At 57.1% G+C, this 14,882-nt stretch carries 17 protein-coding genes and 4 tRNA genes; 7 read left to right on the forward strand and 14 right to left on the reverse strand.

Going from position 1 to position 14,882, the window contains the following annotated elements:
* Positions 1-9 precede the first annotated feature (9 nt).
* The 7 genes from WH299_RS00445 to WH299_RS00475 all read right to left on the reverse strand — a co-directional run bounded on the left by WH299_RS00445 (position 10) and on the right by WH299_RS00475 (position 6,323).
* Positions 10-1,110, reverse strand: coding sequence for a hypothetical protein (locus WH299_RS00445; protein ID WP_256656604.1), 1,101 nt, complete (start codon positions 1,108-1,110; stop codon positions 10-12).
* Between the two features lie 150 nt (positions 1,111-1,260).
* On the reverse strand, positions 1,261-2,577 hold the full coding sequence (flgE, locus tag WH299_RS00450) for a flagellar hook protein FlgE (RefSeq protein ID WP_122687168.1): 1,317 nt from the start codon (positions 2,575-2,577) through the stop codon (positions 1,261-1,263).
* A 31-nt stretch (positions 2,578-2,608) separates the two neighbouring features.
* On the reverse strand, positions 2,609-3,337 hold the full coding sequence (flgD, locus tag WH299_RS00455; RefSeq protein ID WP_028617598.1) for a flagellar hook assembly protein FlgD: 729 nt from the start codon (positions 3,335-3,337) through the stop codon (positions 2,609-2,611).
* Between the two features lie 16 nt (positions 3,338-3,353).
* The gene (gene flgC, locus WH299_RS00460) at positions 3,354-3,797 is read right to left on the reverse strand and encodes a flagellar basal body rod protein FlgC (protein ID WP_010208347.1); all 444 of its coding nucleotides are present in this window, start codon (positions 3,795-3,797) and stop codon (positions 3,354-3,356) included.
* Between the two features lie 3 nt (positions 3,798-3,800).
* A complete protein-coding gene (gene flgB / locus WH299_RS00465) occupies positions 3,801-4,208 on the reverse strand; it encodes a flagellar basal body rod protein FlgB (protein ID WP_010208346.1) in 408 nt (135 codons plus the stop codon).
* Positions 4,209-4,518: 310 nt separating this feature from the next.
* Entirely contained in the window at positions 4,519-5,346 is an 828-nt protein-coding gene (cheR, locus tag WH299_RS00470; RefSeq protein WP_122726421.1) for a protein-glutamate O-methyltransferase CheR, read from the reverse strand.
* Positions 5,347-5,390: 44 nt separating this feature from the next.
* Positions 5,391-6,323: a chemotaxis protein CheV gene (locus WH299_RS00475; protein ID WP_123474583.1), complete on the reverse strand. Its 933-nt coding sequence runs from the start codon at positions 6,321-6,323 to the stop codon at positions 5,391-5,393.
* Positions 6,324-6,417: 94 nt separating this feature from the next.
* Here WH299_RS00475 and flgA point away from each other — a divergent pair, with 94 nt between their 5' ends.
* From flgA to WH299_RS00495, 4 genes are all read left to right on the forward strand, one after another.
* On the forward strand, positions 6,418-7,182 hold the full coding sequence (flgA, locus tag WH299_RS00480; RefSeq protein WP_122726416.1) for a flagellar basal body P-ring formation chaperone FlgA: 765 nt from the start codon (positions 6,418-6,420) through the stop codon (positions 7,180-7,182).
* Between the two features lie 141 nt (positions 7,183-7,323).
* Complete coding sequence (gene flgM / locus WH299_RS00485; RefSeq protein ID WP_122687331.1) at positions 7,324-7,647, forward strand: flagellar biosynthesis anti-sigma factor FlgM; 324 nt, start codon at positions 7,324-7,326, stop codon at positions 7,645-7,647.
* Between the two features lie 48 nt (positions 7,648-7,695).
* The gene (locus tag WH299_RS00490) at positions 7,696-8,166 is read left to right on the forward strand and encodes a flagella synthesis protein FlgN (protein WP_028617603.1); all 471 of its coding nucleotides are present in this window, start codon (positions 7,696-7,698) and stop codon (positions 8,164-8,166) included.
* 95 nt (positions 8,167-8,261) lie between these two features.
* Positions 8,262-9,011, forward strand: coding sequence for a flagellar brake protein (locus WH299_RS00495; RefSeq protein WP_122726414.1), 750 nt, complete (start codon positions 8,262-8,264; stop codon positions 9,009-9,011).
* Between the two features lie 60 nt (positions 9,012-9,071).
* On the opposite strand, the gene WH299_RS00500 is transcribed toward WH299_RS00495, so the two are convergent.
* Both WH299_RS00500 and WH299_RS00505 read right to left on the reverse strand, forming a co-directional pair.
* On the reverse strand, positions 9,072-10,457 hold the full coding sequence (locus WH299_RS00500) for an MFS transporter (RefSeq protein ID WP_122726411.1): 1,386 nt from the start codon (positions 10,455-10,457) through the stop codon (positions 9,072-9,074).
* 269 nt (positions 10,458-10,726) lie between these two features.
* Positions 10,727-10,803: transfer RNA gene (locus tag WH299_RS00505), tRNA-Arg, on the reverse strand.
* Positions 10,804-11,128: 325 nt separating this feature from the next.
* Between WH299_RS00505 and WH299_RS00510 the strand changes: the two genes are divergently transcribed.
* The 3 genes from WH299_RS00510 (at position 11,129) to WH299_RS00520 (ending at position 12,252) form a co-directional block, all read left to right on the forward strand.
* The gene (locus tag WH299_RS00510; protein ID WP_126570502.1) at positions 11,129-11,356 is read left to right on the forward strand and encodes a hypothetical protein; all 228 of its coding nucleotides are present in this window, start codon (positions 11,129-11,131) and stop codon (positions 11,354-11,356) included.
* A 10-nt stretch (positions 11,357-11,366) separates the two neighbouring features.
* Positions 11,367-11,546 (forward strand): PA3371 family protein, encoded by a 180-nt coding sequence (locus WH299_RS00515; protein WP_122726380.1) that lies wholly within the window; start codon positions 11,367-11,369, stop codon positions 11,544-11,546.
* A gap of 379 nt (positions 11,547-11,925) precedes the next feature.
* Complete coding sequence (locus WH299_RS00520) at positions 11,926-12,252, forward strand: Arc family DNA-binding protein (RefSeq protein WP_003175643.1); 327 nt, start codon at positions 11,926-11,928, stop codon at positions 12,250-12,252.
* A 169-nt stretch (positions 12,253-12,421) separates the two neighbouring features.
* Here WH299_RS00520 and mgtE read toward each other — a convergent pair whose 3' ends face one another.
* The 5 genes from mgtE to csrA form a co-directional block, all read right to left on the reverse strand.
* Positions 12,422-13,864 carry a magnesium transporter gene (gene mgtE / locus WH299_RS00525; RefSeq protein WP_122726378.1) on the reverse strand — a complete coding sequence of 481 codons (1,443 nt, stop codon included), beginning with the start codon at positions 13,862-13,864 and terminating at the stop codon, positions 12,422-12,424.
* A gap of 340 nt (positions 13,865-14,204) precedes the next feature.
* Positions 14,205-14,281, reverse strand: a tRNA-Arg gene (locus tag WH299_RS00530).
* 72 nt (positions 14,282-14,353) lie between these two features.
* Positions 14,354-14,430, reverse strand: a tRNA-Arg gene (locus WH299_RS00535).
* Positions 14,431-14,538: 108 nt separating this feature from the next.
* Positions 14,539-14,629: transfer RNA gene (locus tag WH299_RS00540), tRNA-Ser, on the reverse strand.
* 62 nt (positions 14,630-14,691) lie between these two features.
* Positions 14,692-14,880, reverse strand: a complete 189-nt coding sequence (gene csrA, locus WH299_RS00545) for a carbon storage regulator CsrA (RefSeq protein ID WP_003175645.1) — start codon at positions 14,878-14,880, stop codon at positions 14,692-14,694.
* Positions 14,881-14,882: the final 2 nt, after the last annotated feature.

A 14,882-nucleotide genomic window follows, 5' to 3' on the forward strand; every position in this document is an offset into this window, starting at 1 on the left:
TGCCTACAATCAGGTCAATGCATATGCAATACCGGGTTGAGGGCGACCGCCTCGCTGCCCCCACAACTCGACTTGCCCACCAATAACGGCCATTGAGTGTTTGTTGTAACCCACCACCCCTAACTGACCGTTTGCCAACCCATTGCTCGACGTTTGGTGATAACGGCCTCTCAAACCGAGGCGATCCAGCGCTTCATGGGGCATTTCACCGTTGTTCAGGCTTTGCATCGCATGGGCAAAACTGCGCTTTGCATCATTGGGGTTGTCATCCAGTCCATTACCTTCCATCTGGGCACGCTTGGCGCTTGCCGCATAGAGAAAGTTGGCGTTGGTCAGCATTTGTGGATCATCCCCGCTAAAGCCTGCATAAGCCGCAGCCTGCTGCAACTCGCTTTTAGACAACTGAAGCTTAAAGCCGTCCTTCATGGTGACGTCATAGCCATTGCCCGTCTCGGTTACCTTGTCAAAGATATCCTGAGGGTTCTTGCCGTATTTCATCATCGCCGCTTTTATGGCCGAAACGGTCACGCAACTTCCATTGTCACCCTGGTAAAAACCACTCCAGATGTTACCGGCCCCGAACTCTGTGCTGGGCTTTTCCCCAGGTTTACCCGTATTGGTCTTGTAGTCATAAAAACCTGCCCCTTTGCTGGGCGGCACATTGGACATGGGCTCCGAACCACCAAAGTCATTTCGGTTTACCCCGCCTCCGCCGCCGCCCCCTCCACCTCGACCACCGCCACCACCGCCGCCGTTATCTATTGGCGGCGCCGGTGGAGATACATCATCTGGAAAAAGTTCTGGAAACATCCTCTTCAAAAAAGCCAGCCAATCGCTAGAAGCATCTTTCTTTAACTGCTCAATCAACTCCTTGAATTTCTCCTCGCCGAGCTTCTTGCGCATTTCATTGAGTTTGTCGCGCAAATCCTGGACAGTCTGGCTCTTATTGGTTTTCTCAGCATCCTCCAGCGCCTTGAGCAACGTTGAAATGGCCGCCGTATCTGCATCACCGCCATCGGTCTTGTCTTGGTTTTTTTTAGTCTCATGCGTATTGCTCTCGCCGCCGAAGTACACCCGATCGACTTGAGCCAACCTCTGTGCGCCCTGCATAGAATCCCCACCTTTGAGTTGATCACCGGCTCAATGGGTGAAGAAAAAGTCATCAATGGTTCCATCCTCAAGGGCACATCGAATGTGTAAACGCGGACCAAAAAAAACCCCTCATCGAGGGGTTTTTTAAGCGGTATCAGATCAACAGCATCAAGTCATCTGAATGATGGTCTGCATGATGGTGCTCTGGGTGGAGATGGTCTTGGCGTTCGCCTGATAGTTGCTCTGCGCTTTGATCAGGTCCACCAGCTCGTTGGTCAGGTTGACGTTAGAGTTCTCCAGGGAGTTGGCCACGATCGAACCCAGAGTGCCGGCTTGCGGGGTGTCATAACCCGGCTGGCCCGAAGCGAAGGTCTCTCTCCAGGTGGTTCCGCCAGCCGGCTGCAGGCCTTGTTCGTTGTTGAAGCTGGCCAGGGAGATCTGGCCGATGGCCTTGCTCTGCTGGTTGCTGAACGTTGCGAACAGTACGCCGCTGCCGTCGATTTTCAGGCCGGTGATCTGGCCGGTGGCGTAGCCATCGGTGACCGGTGGGTTACGGTAAGTGGCCGAGTTGTACTGGGTGATGTTGGCCATGTTGACTGCGATGCCGGTCGGGTTCGCATCAGCACCATTTTTCTTCCACACACCATCGGTCACGGTGCCAGGGACCCAACCGGTGATGGTCAAGGTCTTGTTGGAAACAGTACCCGTCACGACGCTGGTGAGTTTGCCGGCACCGTCAAAGCTCAATGTCGACGGTACTGGCGCCTTCACATCGGCACCGGTGCCGAAAGGAGGTGAACCGTCCGGGTTGCGGCCGTCAATCAGCGTATAGGCATTCCACTTGTTGCCGTCGGTTTTCACCAGGTATTGCACCATTGGGTGTGCATTGCCCTGGGAGTCGTACAAGGTGGTGCTGTACTGGGTGGTAAAGGTGCTGGTGTCGTTCGGGTTGAACGGCTTGGCCGCCTGGTCGATCACCGGTTCCGAAGAGTTCAGGTTACTGGTGGAGTCCACTTTGGTGGACGCCTTGGGCGGCAGGTTCGACAGGTTCAGTTGCAGGTCGGTCAGGCCGCCCTTGATGATCTTGCCATCCGCATCCGCCGCATAACCTTGCAGGCGCGAGGTGCCGGTGTTGTTGGTGATGTAGCCGTCTTTGTCGGCACGGAAGGCACCGCTACGGGTGTATTCCAGCGAACCGTCACTGCCCTTCTGCACGAAGAAGCCGCCGCCCTGGATCGCCATGTCCAGGATGCCGCCGCTACCGTTCACGTCACCTTGGGTGAACTGCTGGGATACAGCCGCCAGGTTCACACCGTTACCGATGCTGTTCTGGCCGGTGCCCAGCTTGGAGGCCGCGTAGATGTCCGCGAATTCCGCACGGGACGACTTGAAGCCAGTGGTCGCGACGTTGGCGATGTTGTTGCCAGTCACGTCCAGTTGTTTGTTGGCCGCATAGAGGCCGCTAAGGCCGATGTTAAAAGACATGTTTCTCTCCCTCTGCCGTATTTAGCCGGCTCTATGTACCGATAGTCTGAATTTGCGACAGCTTGACGCTGCCCATGCCGCCAGCCAGGTTCAACAGCATTTCGCCGCCGGTCTTGCTCAAGGTCACGCTCGTTACCGTTGCTGGCAGCGAAGTGGTCAGGGCAACGGCGTCGCCCTTGTCATTCTTGGTGGTGGCATTGAAGGTGTAGGTGCCCGCAGGAGCGACCTCGCCCTTCTCGTTCTTGCCATCCCAGATAAAGCTCTGACTACCGACAGCCTGGGCGCCCATTTCGATGGTGCGCACCAGGTTGCCGTCTTTGTCGGTGACCTTGACGGTGACGTTGCCCGTCGCCGTTTTCACATCCACCGAACCGGTCATGCTCTTGCTGGTATCTACCATGGCCTTGTCGGTCTGGATGATGATCGAGCGGCCTACCAGCGACGATGCCTGCAGCGCTTGCGACGAGCTGAAGTTGCTGGAGATCGCATTCACCGAGTCATTCAGCGTATTGATGCCTTCCAGGCTGCTGAACTGCGCCAACTGAGCCACGAACGCGCCGTTGTCTTGCGGCGACAGAGGGTTCTGGTTCTTCAGCTGGGTTACCAACAGTTGCAGGAACGCATCCTTGCCCAGCGACTGTTTGCCGGTCGCGGCCTTGGAAGCGTCGCCCAGGCTGCTGGCGTTGTCTGTGGCGGTCTTGACCTTGGAATTGAAAAGGTCCTGGACTGGCGTGTTGTTACTCGTATCAACAATGGCCATTATTTGGCGCCCCTTATCACTGACCCAGGGTCAGGACCTTCTGCATCATGGTTTTGGCGGTGTTCATCATTTCCGCGTTGGTCTGGAACGAGCGGCTGGCGGAAATCATGTCGGCCATTTCCTCGACCACGTTGACGTTGGGGTAGTAGACATAACCCTTTTCGTTCGCGGCGGGATGGTTGGGTTCGTAGCGGGCTTCAAGGTTGCTCTGGTCCTCGACCACACCGAGCACTTGCACGCCGGAGCCTGCTGCACCCTGGTCCTGGAACAACGAATCGCTGCCGCCCGCCTGGCCGCCCTGGAACATGGTGGCGAACACCGGGTGGCGGGCACGGTAAGTCTGGTCAATGCTCGAAGACACGGTCTCGGCGTTGGCGATGTTACTGGCGACGGTGTTCAAACGCGTGGTCTGCGCGCTCATGCCACTGCCGGCAATATTGAAAACACTGGACAGGGACATGGCTTACTCTCCACGCAGGGCTGACATCAGCCCTTTGAATTTGCTGTTAAGCAGGGTGAAGCTGGCTTGGAAGTTCACCGAGTTCTCGGCGTAGGCCGATTGCTCCAGCTGCGCGTCGACGGTGTTCTGGTCGATCGAGGGCTGCATCGGCGTGCGATACAGCAACGACTCGTCACCATTGCTCAGGCCTTGGGCTTCGATATGACGACTGTTGGTCATGTTCAAGGCGAAGGTGCCGTTCTTGGTCTTGTCCTGCTGTGCAGCGAGCACGGCGGAAAAGTCCAGGTCCCGAGCCTTGTAGTTCGGGGTGTCGGCGTTGGCAATGTTGTTGGCCAGGACTTCGGCACGCTGGGCGCGGAAGCCCAGGGCTTGTTCGTGGATACCGAGCGCTTTATCGAAGCTGATGCTCATGGTGGAAACCTTTAGGGGCTGACCTGCTTTTCGTTAACAGGGTTATAGCAAGGTGTGTGCCAGTTTGTGGGAAGCCCGTATTTAAAGGGCTTGGGGGCGGATTGCCGGGCGGCAATGCCAGAAAAGCGGCAAGCGGTTTCCGCGTGGTGCCAGTAAAGCGGCAATGAAGGGTTGCCGCTTTACTTCGGTTTGCCGCAACAAAATGTGGGAGGGGGCTTGCCCCCGATGGCGGTGTTTCAGTCAAAGATGCATCAACTGAACCACTGCTATCGGGGGCAAGCCCCCTCCCACATTTTTTACCACGTACGACTTACTTAGCCTGGTAAATGATCCCCGGACTGCACTGCACCATCTGGTAATGATCCGGCAGTCCGTTCAGCGCTTCGGAAGCACCCAGGAAAAGGTAGCCGCCACGCTTGAGCGTGCCATGGATGCGCAGCAGGATGTCTTTCTTCACTTCGGCCGAGAAGTAGATCAGCACGTTGCGGCAGAACACCATGTCGAACTTGCCCAGGCTGGCGTAGCTGTCGAGCAGGTTGAACGAGCGGAACTCCACACGATTCTTGATCGGCGCCTTGACCGCCCAGCGCCCCGCCCCTTTCGGATCGAAGTAACGTTGCAGGCGCTCCTGCGACAAACCACGGCCCAGGGCCAGGCTGTCGTACTCGCCAGTCTTGCAGTTGTTGAGCATCGTGCCAGACAGGTCGGTGGCGACGATTTGCGCCCCGGCCTTCAACTGGCCCATGTTCGTCCGTTCGAACTCATCGATGGACATCGAAATCGAGTACGGTTCCTGCCCCGAAGAGCAAGCGGCCGACCAGATGCGCAGGCGCTGGCCGGGGCTGGCCTTGATGGCCTCCGGCAACACTTTGCTCTTGAGCACTTCAAACGGATAGGTGTCGCGAAACCACAGGGTTTCGTTGGTGGTCATGGCATCGACCACCATCTCCTTGAGCCCACTGCGCGGCTGCCCCTGGATGCGCTGGACCAGCTCACCCAACGACTTGATGCCCTGCTGTTCCATCAGTTTGTTGAGACGGCTGGATACCAGGTACTGCTTGTTTTCACCGAGCAGTATGCCACAGGCTTTTTCCAGGAAGACCCGGAACTGTTCGAAATCCAAATTACCCGTAGACAATGATACCGCCTCTTAAATCGTGTGACCGCCAGGGGGAAATCCCCCTAGCCGTGATCTGCTGCCTTGATCCGGTCGACTACCCGGGATGCCAGGTCATCAGGACGGAATTTGGCCAGGAAGTCATCGGCACCGACCTTCTTGACCATCGCCTGATTGAATACACCCGACAACGAAGTATGCAGGATGATATGCAATTTTTGCATGCGTGGATCGTTGCGTATCTCGGCCGTGAGGGTGTAGCCGTCCATTTCCGGCATCTCGATGTCGGAGATCATCATCAAGAATTCTTCTTCCGGCTTCTTGCCGTCGTCCACCAACTTGCGCAGGTAATCCAGCGCCTGGCGACCGTCGTTGAGGGCCACCACTTCCACGCCGACCGTCTGCAGGCAACGGGTCACCTGCTTGCGCGCTACCGAGGAATCGTCCACGGTCAGCACGCGCAGAGAAACGGCCTTGTGCGCAGTTTCGGCGTCCACCACCCCCACGGAAATCGATTCCGAGGTAGGTGCCACTTCGGCGAGGATCTTCTCCACGTCGATGATTTCCACCAACTGGTTATCCACCCGCGTCACGGCAGTGAGGTAGTGATCGCGACCGGTGCCCTTGGGCGGCGGATGGATCTCCTCCCAATTCATGTTGACGATGCGCTCCACCGAGCGCACCAGGAAACCCTGGGTCTTGGTGTTGTACTCGGTAATGATGACGAACGGGTTCTCACGGTCCTGCAAACCCGCCGAACCCGTGGCCAGGGACAGGTCAAGAATCGGGATCGTCGCGCCACGGATATTGGCGACGCCACACACCACCGGGCTCGACTTGGGCATGATCGTCAGCTTGGGGCATTGCAGCACTTCCCGCACCTTGAACACGTTGATGCCATACAACTGCTTGCCATCCAGGCGAAAAAGCAACAACTCCAGGCGATTCTGCCCTACCAGCTGTGTGCGCTGGTTTACTGAATCCATTACTCCTGCCATGCCTTGACTCCCACGCTAAAACCTTTGGCCATACCTATAAGGGCAGTGACGCGCACCCAACTCTAAACGGCACGGCCTTTGCTATTTATTGGTCATGGATATTAAAACGACATTTTCCCGACGCCCCATCCTGACACGGTACCGCACATTGCTTTGCGCACCGCTGGCGCTGCTTGCCTTCGGCCTGGGCACCGCGGCCCGCGCAGACAACGTCACCTTGCCTGATCTACTTATCGGCGTCACCCAAGGCTTTCTTGAGTTCACTGTAGAAGATTATCTGGCAACTACCCAGACACCAGGGCGTTATGAAATCCAGGTCAACCAGTTGGACCCACGCCTGCGCATGCCCATGTGCGACAAGGAATTGACAGCCACCCTGGAAAGCCCCGCCCAGCCGATCGGCCGTGTGACGGTCAAGGTGCGCTGCGACGGCGCCTCGCCCTGGACCGTGTTCGTGCCGGCGCAGGTCAAGCTCTTCCGTGATGTGGTGGTGGTTGCCCGCCCGCTCAAACGTACCGGGATCATCGGTTTCGAGGACGTGGTACTACGCGAACGCGATATCAGCATGATCAGCCAGGGCTACCTGACCTCCCTCGACCAGGCGGTCGGGCAGAAATTGACCCGACCAGTGGTCACCGACCAGGTCATCACTTTGGTGCATCTGGAGCAGGCGGAGGTGATTCGCAAGGGCGACCAAGTGGTGATTTCCGCCAGCAGCGGTGCGCTGCAGGTAAAGATGCCGGGGGAAGCCCTGTCCAATGGCGGCATGAGCGAACAGATTCGCGTGAAGAACCTCAACTCCAACCGAGTGATCAAGGCACGGGTCACCGCACCGGGTCAGGTGGAGGTGGCTTTATAGACTACTGGTATCGGGCGCGCGCTTTTCCTACACTGTCGGTTGGATGCCGGCCTGCAGGTTTTATTGTCAATCGAGCCTAAAGTTTGTCCGGGTATGGCCGAAAACATGGCAAGCGTCCAAATACCCAGAGGTTTTTTGATCATGGTCATCGATTTCAGTCGTTTAAATAACACCCCGACCACGTCGGCCCCTACGCGAGCTACTGGCACCAAAGACAGCGTAGAAGCCAAGGCCCAGCCACTGCCCGCCAAGGCAGAACAGGCCAGCGTCAGCCAGAGCGGGGAATCCGTACACCTGAGCAATGAGGCTCAACAGTTGCAGAAGGTCACTGACTCGCTGCGCGATCAACCGGTGGTCAATAAAGCCCGTGTGGCCGAATTGAAACAGGCAATCGCCGATGGCAGCTATAAAGTCGACAGCAACCGTGTAGCCAGCAAGCTGCTTAATTTCGAAGCCGAGCGCTAGGCACAGGCCTGCGCAGGGCTTTTGGACGCTTAAACCCCAAGGCCAGCCATGCATCACGACGAAAATCTGCTTCAACTGATCATTGATGATCTAGCGCCGACGCAACAGCTGCTCGAGCTGCTCAGGGAAGAATCCCTGGCCCTCTACGGCCGGGACATGCCCCTGCTGGAAGAAATCCTGGCGCGCAAGCAGTCGCTGATTGTCCTGCTGGAACAGCACGGCAAAAAACGCAGCCAGATCCTCGTCAGCCTGGGCCTGCCCGCAGACCATGATGGCCTGACGCAGTTGGCTAGCCACTCTTCGGTTGGCGATCAACTACTGGCCCAGAGCAAAGAACTCAATCAATTGCTCACCCAGTGCCAGGAAGCCAACTTGCTCAACGGTCAGTCGATCCAGCTTCAGCAAGCCACGACCGCCAACCAGTTGCGTATACTTCACGGCGGAGAGCCTCCGGCGCTTTACAATGCCCAAGGTTCCACCTCGCGCCTGGTCAAGCCAAGCACCCGCAGCCAAGCCTGACGCCGGTTTACAGCGCACCTTTCCAAGGCGCACCACATACTGGCAGAATGCCTGCTCTTGCGTGTAGTCGTATTTTGTCTGGAGATGGAAGAACCGTGTTCAACGCCCTTAATGCGGAAGATGCCCCGCAGCCACCCAAGGTCCTCACCACGCCTCTGGAAATCGCCAGCACCTTGCGGATGCTGCAAGACAGCCATGACCCGCTGATCATCACCTTTCATGAGCGCAGCCAGCGCTTCCAGAGCTACCTGGTCGACGTGGACCGGGACAGCAAGACCCTGGCACTGGACGAAATGATCCCGCGTGACGGTGAGCGCTTCCTCGAAAGCGGCGAGCCGTTTCGTATCGAAGGTTTTCATGAAGGCGTGCGCGTCGCATGGGAAAGCAACGGTACTTACACCATCAGTGAAAAAGACGGCCACCGCATCTACACCGGCGGCATGCCTGACGAAGTAGTCTACCACCAGCGCCGCAATGCCTTCCGCGCCGCCTTGAAACTGGCCCAACTGGTCAACATCGAACTGGGCGGCGAGAAGCTCAATGCACCGATCAGCGGCAAGCTGCTGGATATTTCCGCCACCGGCTGCAAACTGCGCTTTGAAGGGGATATCTCCGAGCGCTTGCAACTGGGCCAGGTCTACGACCGCTTTATCGCCGCCCTGCCCTTTGGCAGCATGACCACCTCGGTCGAACTGCGTTATTTGCACTTCGAAGAGAAGATCAACACCACCTTCGCCGGTGTGCGCTTCCACAACATGAGTGGCTTGGTGCAGCGCCAAGTCGAGCGTTTTGTGTATCAGCTGCAACGCGAAGCAAGGCGCTTCGACAAAGACGATGATTTTTAAAGCTTAAAGATCGCGGCAAAAAAACGGGCAGATCCTGATGGGATCTGCCCGTTTTTGCTTTCAGGGACGCGCCCGGCTCAAGTCGTGAGGGTGCTCGTCTGGTCCCACGGGTTCAGGCGGCCCTTCAAAGAGCGGCTCATCCGGCTCTGGGTTCGGATCCGTTTGCGGCTCAGCGTCCGGGACGGCGGTTTGCATTTGCTCCTGCACCACGGCCTCATCCACCCGCGGGTCGAGGCACGCCACCAGCGGCGAGCTGGACATGCTGTCTGGCATCGCGACGTGGTGCAACGGTGCGTCGTCCACCTGATGCAGGTTGGTCACAGCTTTCGGCCGGATACGCCACACCAGGATCAAAGCGCACAGGCTGAAAAACGCATACAACATCTGACTGCCAAAGAGCTTCATCACCACGCCGGCCAGCAGCGGCCCGATGCTGGCGCCTACACCGTAGGTCACCAGCAGCATCGCTGTCAGGGATACCCGACGATCGCCTTCGACGTGGTCGTTGGAAAACGCCACGGCCAGCGGGTACAGGCAAAACTGAACCAACGAACACAGGAACCCGGCGACAAACAGCACTTCCAGCGGAACCTGAGTCATGATCGCCAGAGGCAATGCCGCCACAGCCAGAGCCAAGGCAAAACAACGGATCAACAGCGCGCGATCATAACGATCAGACAACCAGCCCAACGGCCATTGCACCAACAGCCCGGCAAAAATGCAGCTACCCATGAACAAGCCGACTTGCTCGGTTGTGAGCCCTTGCTGCGACGCGTAGAGCGGCGCCAGACCGTAGAACGAGCCCACGATCAATCCCGCACCGAGCACCGTACTCAACGACTGCGGCACGCGCTTGATAAAGAAGCGTGGCTCCATCGGCGCAGGATGCAGCGGCGCCGGGTGAATCCGCCGGGTCATGGCCACCGGCACCAGGCACAGGGCGAAACACAGCGCCACCAGCATCAGCAATTCAAGGCCAAGCTGAGGGTGCATGACCAGGATCAGTTGACCGAGGACCAGGCCCAGGTAGGAAGCGATCATGTAACCGCTGAACACCACGCCACGCTGCTTGGCGTCCGCCTGCTCATTGAGCCAGCTCTCGATAACCATGTACTGGCACATCATGCCCAGGCCCACGATCATCCGCAGCACGATCCACGCCGGCAGCCAGTCGATCAGGCCATGGCCCAGCACGGCCGCACCGACAATCCCGGCGCAGGTTGCATAGGCGCGGATATGCCCGACCCGGGCAATCAGGCGGTGCCCGATCTTGCCACCCAGCACCAGGCCAAAATAGTTGGCCGCCATCAACGCACCCACCCACAGGCTGTCGACATGATCAGCCGCCAGGCGCAGGGCTAGGTAAGTACTGAGCAGGCCGGAGCCGATCAGCATCATCAAGGAGGCGAAATAAAGGGCTCGAAAAGATTTCCAGATCTGGCGCATCGGCGTTCCGAGCGGCTCCTTGCGGTGAGAGACAGGGCTATCGGCATGATAGTCCGGGGTGGCCGGGTCCGGACAGGCGGTATGCGCTGTTTCCGGGGATTATTTTGCTTAAAGGCTCAGACGCTGTCTGGCTGCTCGCGGGATACACGGATTGCGATAAATACACGACGCAAGGGGTGTGAACCCAGAACCCTGGCAAGGTTCGACCCATCTTCAGAAAACGCCCACAAAAAAGCCCCGCCAGACGGATCTGTGCGGGGCTTTGGATCTGGTGTCCCAGGGCCGGTTCGAACGGCCAACCTTCCCCTTAGGAGGGGGATGCTCTATCCAATTGAGCTACTGGGACAAATGACAGCCGCTGCGCTGAAGGCGCGGCGACGGACGGCGTGCATGTTAACGGCCGAGGTGAGTTTTGTCATGTCGTCCGTGGGCTTTTTGAGTGTAGGCCGATACCGACCTCATTTATCCCGCCTTGCCCCCGAAAATACAGGCCCGCGAGCCCATCGTGCAAAATGCACTCCCCCAAAAAGCCATCATTGCAAATTGCAACCTTCCAGTCGTTTAAAGTAGACTCAAGCCTTTGATTTTATTGAACTAATAGATTGGCACGACACCTGCAATACTTCTCCTACAAACCCAATAAGCCACGGCGTTAAGCGGAGAACATGACCATGAACAGTGCCCTTCTGTTAGCCCTCAACACCGTAGCCCTGGCTGCATTGCTGATGTTTCACTTTCAATCGACCGGCAGCAACGATCCTGCGCAGATCAGCCAGGCCGTGCCACATCACCTGCAGCAACGCCCGCAACTGGCGGTGATGACCCCCAATGCGCAATCGCCTGTACGCCTGACCCAAGGCACTCAGTCCGCACCCGCCTCTGGGCACTGGGTTTTCTGAGGAACCTCTGATGAACAAATTTGCCTGGCTGTTTTTATGCCTGACCGTATCGATAGGGATTCTGGGCCTGGGGACTGAATCCCAAGACGGCCAAACGACCGCATTCGTCGCCAGTGGCGTGTTCGCCAGCCTGTTGCTGCTCACCTTGATCGTGGGTCGACGCATCAAATTTGACCCAGTCCTGCGCTAACCCCCCTCCCTACCTTATGTCGCCTTCCCCTCGCTAATCGGCGAATTGCCACTAGTCTTAAACTTAAGGGCAAAAGGCCACTTTGCTATAGGATGTGCGGCCTCAAACCCTGTGGTGGCATGGGCTGACGGGAAGTTCCATCGCGGATTCACGCGTTGAAAATTTCTCCAACCAGTCCGCAAAAATGCAAATGAGTGCTGGCATAAAGCCTTTAGCCAGTTCAATATTTGTCACAGAATTGACGCCAAGGAAATGTCAAATCTGAGGCATGATGCGGCCTCTTTGCAATTCAGGTTGAACTTTGGTCGTGAGCCTTGTCTTAACACTCATCTTGCGGCCAATTCCAAAAACCGCTCCCCTGAACTAACCGGTTAAATATATGCGCCCATTGAAACAGGCAATTTATTCCAGCCGTACGGCTGACAAGTTCGTCGTACGTCTGCCAGACGGAATGCGGGAACGCATTGCCGAGGTGGCTCGCAATCATCACCGCAGCATGAACTCCGAAATCATCGCGCGCCTGGAACAAAGCCTCATTCAGGAAGGTGCGCTGGGCGACGAGTTGAGCATGCGCCTGGACAGCCCCGAGCTGTCGCTGCACGAACGCGAACTGCTGCAGCGTTTTCGTCAGCTCTCCCACCGCCAGCAAAATGCTCTCGTCTCGCTTATCGCGCATGACGTTGAGGCGGCCGCAGAAGCCAATTGATCTGCAACTGAAAGCCGAAGCCAGCCATGTGCTGGCTTTTTTTTGCGTGGGATTTTTTGTAGGAGCCGGCTTGCCGGCGATCCGAGCGATGCGGCCTATCACTTAAACCGAGGGGATGCGATCGCTGGCAAGCCGGCCCCTAAAGAGGAAGCCGGCGCGCCATGCAAGATCAGAGTAGGAAGATCGTTGCCAAACCCAGGAAGATGAAGAAGCCACCACTGTCGGTCATGGCCGTGATCATCACGCTGGCACCCATTGCCGGGTCGCGCCCAAGGCGGGCCAGGGTCATCGGGATCAATACCCCCATCAGCGCCGCCAGCAGCAGGTTGAGCGTCATAGCGGCGGTCATCACCACACCGAGCGACCAGCTGCCATACAGCAAGTAGGCCACCACACCGATCACCCCACCCCACACCAGGCCATTGATCAAACCAACCGCCAACTCTTTGCGCAGCAGACGCGACGAGTTCGCCGTACTCACCTGATCCAGCGCCATGGCGCGCACGATCATGGTAATCGTCTGGTTGCCCGAGTTACCGCCGATACCAGCCACAATCGGCATCAGCGCTGCGAGCGCCACCAGCTTCTCGATTGAGCCCTCGAACAATCCAATAACCCGCGACGCAATAAATGCGGTAATCAGGTTAATGGCCAGCCACGCCCAACGGTTATGCAGTGAACGCCAGACCGAGGCAAAGATATCTTCCTCTTCACGCAAACCTGCCATGTTGAGGACTTCGGTCTCACTCTCTTCACGAATCAGGTCGACCATTTCATCGATGGTCAAACGGCCGATCAGCTTGCCGTTCTTGTCGACCACCGGCGCCGAGATCAAGTCATAACGCTCAAACGCCTGGGCGGCCTCGTACGCGTCTTCATCCGGGTGGAAACTCACCGTGTCGCTGGCCATCAGGTCTGCGACTTTCTTGTCTGGATCATTCACCAGCAGCCGCTTGATCGGCAAAACACCCTTGAGAATGCCTTCATAGTCGACCACGAACAGCTTGTCGGTATGGCCCGGCAACTCTTTGAGACGACGCAGGTAACGCAAGACCACTTCCAGACTGACGTCTTCGCGGATGGTGACCATCTCGAAGTCCATCAGTGCGCCGACTTGATCCTCGTCGTAGGACAGCGCGGAGCGCACACGCTCACGTTGCTGGCCATCGAGGGCTTCCATCAGCTCATGGACAACATCACGGGGCAGTTCAGGGGCCAGGTCGGCCAGTTCGTCGGCGTCCATCTCCCTGGCCGCAGCCAGGAGTTCGTGATCGTCCATGTCGGCGATCAGGGTTTCACGAACCGAGTCGGACACTTCGAGCAGGATGTCGCCGTCTCGATCAGCCTTGACCAACTGCCAGAGGGTCAGTCGATCGTCGAGCGGCAAGGCTTCGAGAATGTAGGCGACGTCGGCAGAGTGAAGGTCGTCGAGCTTGCGTTGCAACTCAACGAGGTTTTGCCGGTGAACCAGGTTTTCGACCAGATTGTTGTTCGGGCCATCCTGGCGGTGCGTGAGGTCTTCGACCACGCGCTGGCGCTGCAGCAGCTCGATGACTTGAGCCAGACGATCCTGCAGGCTTTCTTGTGTTTTCTTTACTTCTACTTCGGTCATAGGCGAACTCCACTCCCAGCAGCGGGGCACGCCGGAAGGATCAATCAGTCAATTCATGATTGGTAAAACGGGGTACTGAGCAACTACTGGGTAAGTCCATGGAGGTATTCCACAAGCCCCGGCGGGGCTGACGGGCGCAATGATACACCGCCCGGCCACTTTAAACGTCAAAAAACTGGGAAGAACAAGCGCTTGCGAGCCAAAGCTGAGTATTGGCTGCATCTATGAACTGCGACGACGCAGTGGAGGAGGAAAACACATGGGCGCGAGAGAAAAAGAAAAAGTCCTACACAAACCCCAGACGGCAAAAAGCCCGCACTAGGCGGGCTTTTTGTTTGTATGGTGCACTCGACAGGATTCGAACCTGTGACCGCTCGGTTCGTAGCCGAGTACTCTATCCAGCTGAGCTACGAGTGCAGATTGTGTTTTTAGACCAGATCACAACTGGTTGTAACCGAATCACTTGCATTGCTGCAACTGACTCTTAAATGGTGCACTCGACAGGATTCGAACCTGTGACCGCTCGGTTCGTAGCCGAGTACTCTATCCAGCTGAGCTACGAGTGCATTTGTTGCCGCGCATTATAGGCCGTTCAATCTCTATGTAAAGCTATTTTTTCGTTAATTTTCAACAACTTAGCGAAAAAACCAGATTGCAACGTACTAAGCAAATAATGGCGGAGAACGGGGGATTCGAACCCCCGACACCCTTTTGAGGTGTACTCCCTTAGCAGGGGAGCGCCTTCGGCCACTCGGCCAGCTCTCCGCAACACGGGGCGTATATTAACCACGTTCATCCCCGTTTGCAAACATAAAAAACGATAAAAATTAAAGGCTTGGTTCTTCGTCCTTCTCTTTCTTGATCCGCAGGTAGATTTCCTCGCGGTGTACCGCCACCTCTTTCGGAGCGTTAACCCCGATACGCACTTGATTGCCTTTGACGCCGAGCACGGTCACGGTGATTTCGCCATCACCGATAATCAGGCTTTCTGCGCAACGACGAGTCAGAATCAGCATAC

Origin of the sequence: Pseudomonas sp. MYb541 (genome assembly GCF_037479595.1) — a bacterium.
GTDB classification, from domain to species: Bacteria; Pseudomonadota; Gammaproteobacteria; order Pseudomonadales; family Pseudomonadaceae; genus Aquipseudomonas; species Aquipseudomonas canadensis.

Excerpts from the sequence above, each read along its gene's own strand:
- flgC (WP_010208347.1), bottom strand. The coding sequence starts at position 3,797 with ATGTCCCTGTCCAGTGTTTTCAATATTGCCGGCAGTGGCATGAGCGCG.
- WH299_RS00515 (WP_122726380.1), top strand. The coding sequence starts at position 11,367 with ATGAACAAATTTGCCTGGCTGTTTTTATGCCTGACCGTATCGATAGGG.
- csrA (WP_003175645.1), bottom strand. The coding sequence starts at position 14,880 with ATGCTGATTCTGACTCGTCGTTGCGCAGAAAGCCTGATTATCGGTGAT.
- flgM (WP_122687331.1), top strand. The coding sequence starts at position 7,324 with ATGGTCATCGATTTCAGTCGTTTAAATAACACCCCGACCACGTCGGCC.
- WH299_RS00500 (WP_122726411.1), bottom strand. The coding sequence starts at position 10,457 with ATGCGCCAGATCTGGAAATCTTTTCGAGCCCTTTATTTCGCCTCCTTG.
- WH299_RS00445 (WP_256656604.1), bottom strand. The coding sequence starts at position 1,110 with ATGCAGGGCGCACAGAGGTTGGCTCAAGTCGATCGGGTGTACTTCGGC.
- WH299_RS00520 (WP_003175643.1), top strand. The coding sequence starts at position 11,926 with ATGCGCCCATTGAAACAGGCAATTTATTCCAGCCGTACGGCTGACAAG.
- flgD (WP_028617598.1), bottom strand. The coding sequence starts at position 3,337 with ATGGCCATTGTTGATACGAGTAACAACACGCCAGTCCAGGACCTTTTC.
- flgE (WP_122687168.1), bottom strand. The coding sequence starts at position 2,577 with ATGTCTTTTAACATCGGCCTTAGCGGCCTCTATGCGGCCAACAAACAA.
- WH299_RS00510 (WP_126570502.1), top strand. The coding sequence starts at position 11,129 with ATGAACAGTGCCCTTCTGTTAGCCCTCAACACCGTAGCCCTGGCTGCA.
- WH299_RS00475 (WP_123474583.1), bottom strand. The coding sequence starts at position 6,323 with ATGGCAGGAGTAATGGATTCAGTAAACCAGCGCACACAGCTGGTAGGG.
- flgB (WP_010208346.1), bottom strand. The coding sequence starts at position 4,208 with ATGAGCATCAGCTTCGATAAAGCGCTCGGTATCCACGAACAAGCCCTG.
- flgA (WP_122726416.1), top strand. The coding sequence starts at position 6,418 with ATGGATATTAAAACGACATTTTCCCGACGCCCCATCCTGACACGGTAC.
- mgtE (WP_122726378.1), bottom strand. The coding sequence starts at position 13,864 with ATGACCGAAGTAGAAGTAAAGAAAACACAAGAAAGCCTGCAGGATCGT.
- WH299_RS00490 (WP_028617603.1), top strand. The coding sequence starts at position 7,696 with ATGCATCACGACGAAAATCTGCTTCAACTGATCATTGATGATCTAGCG.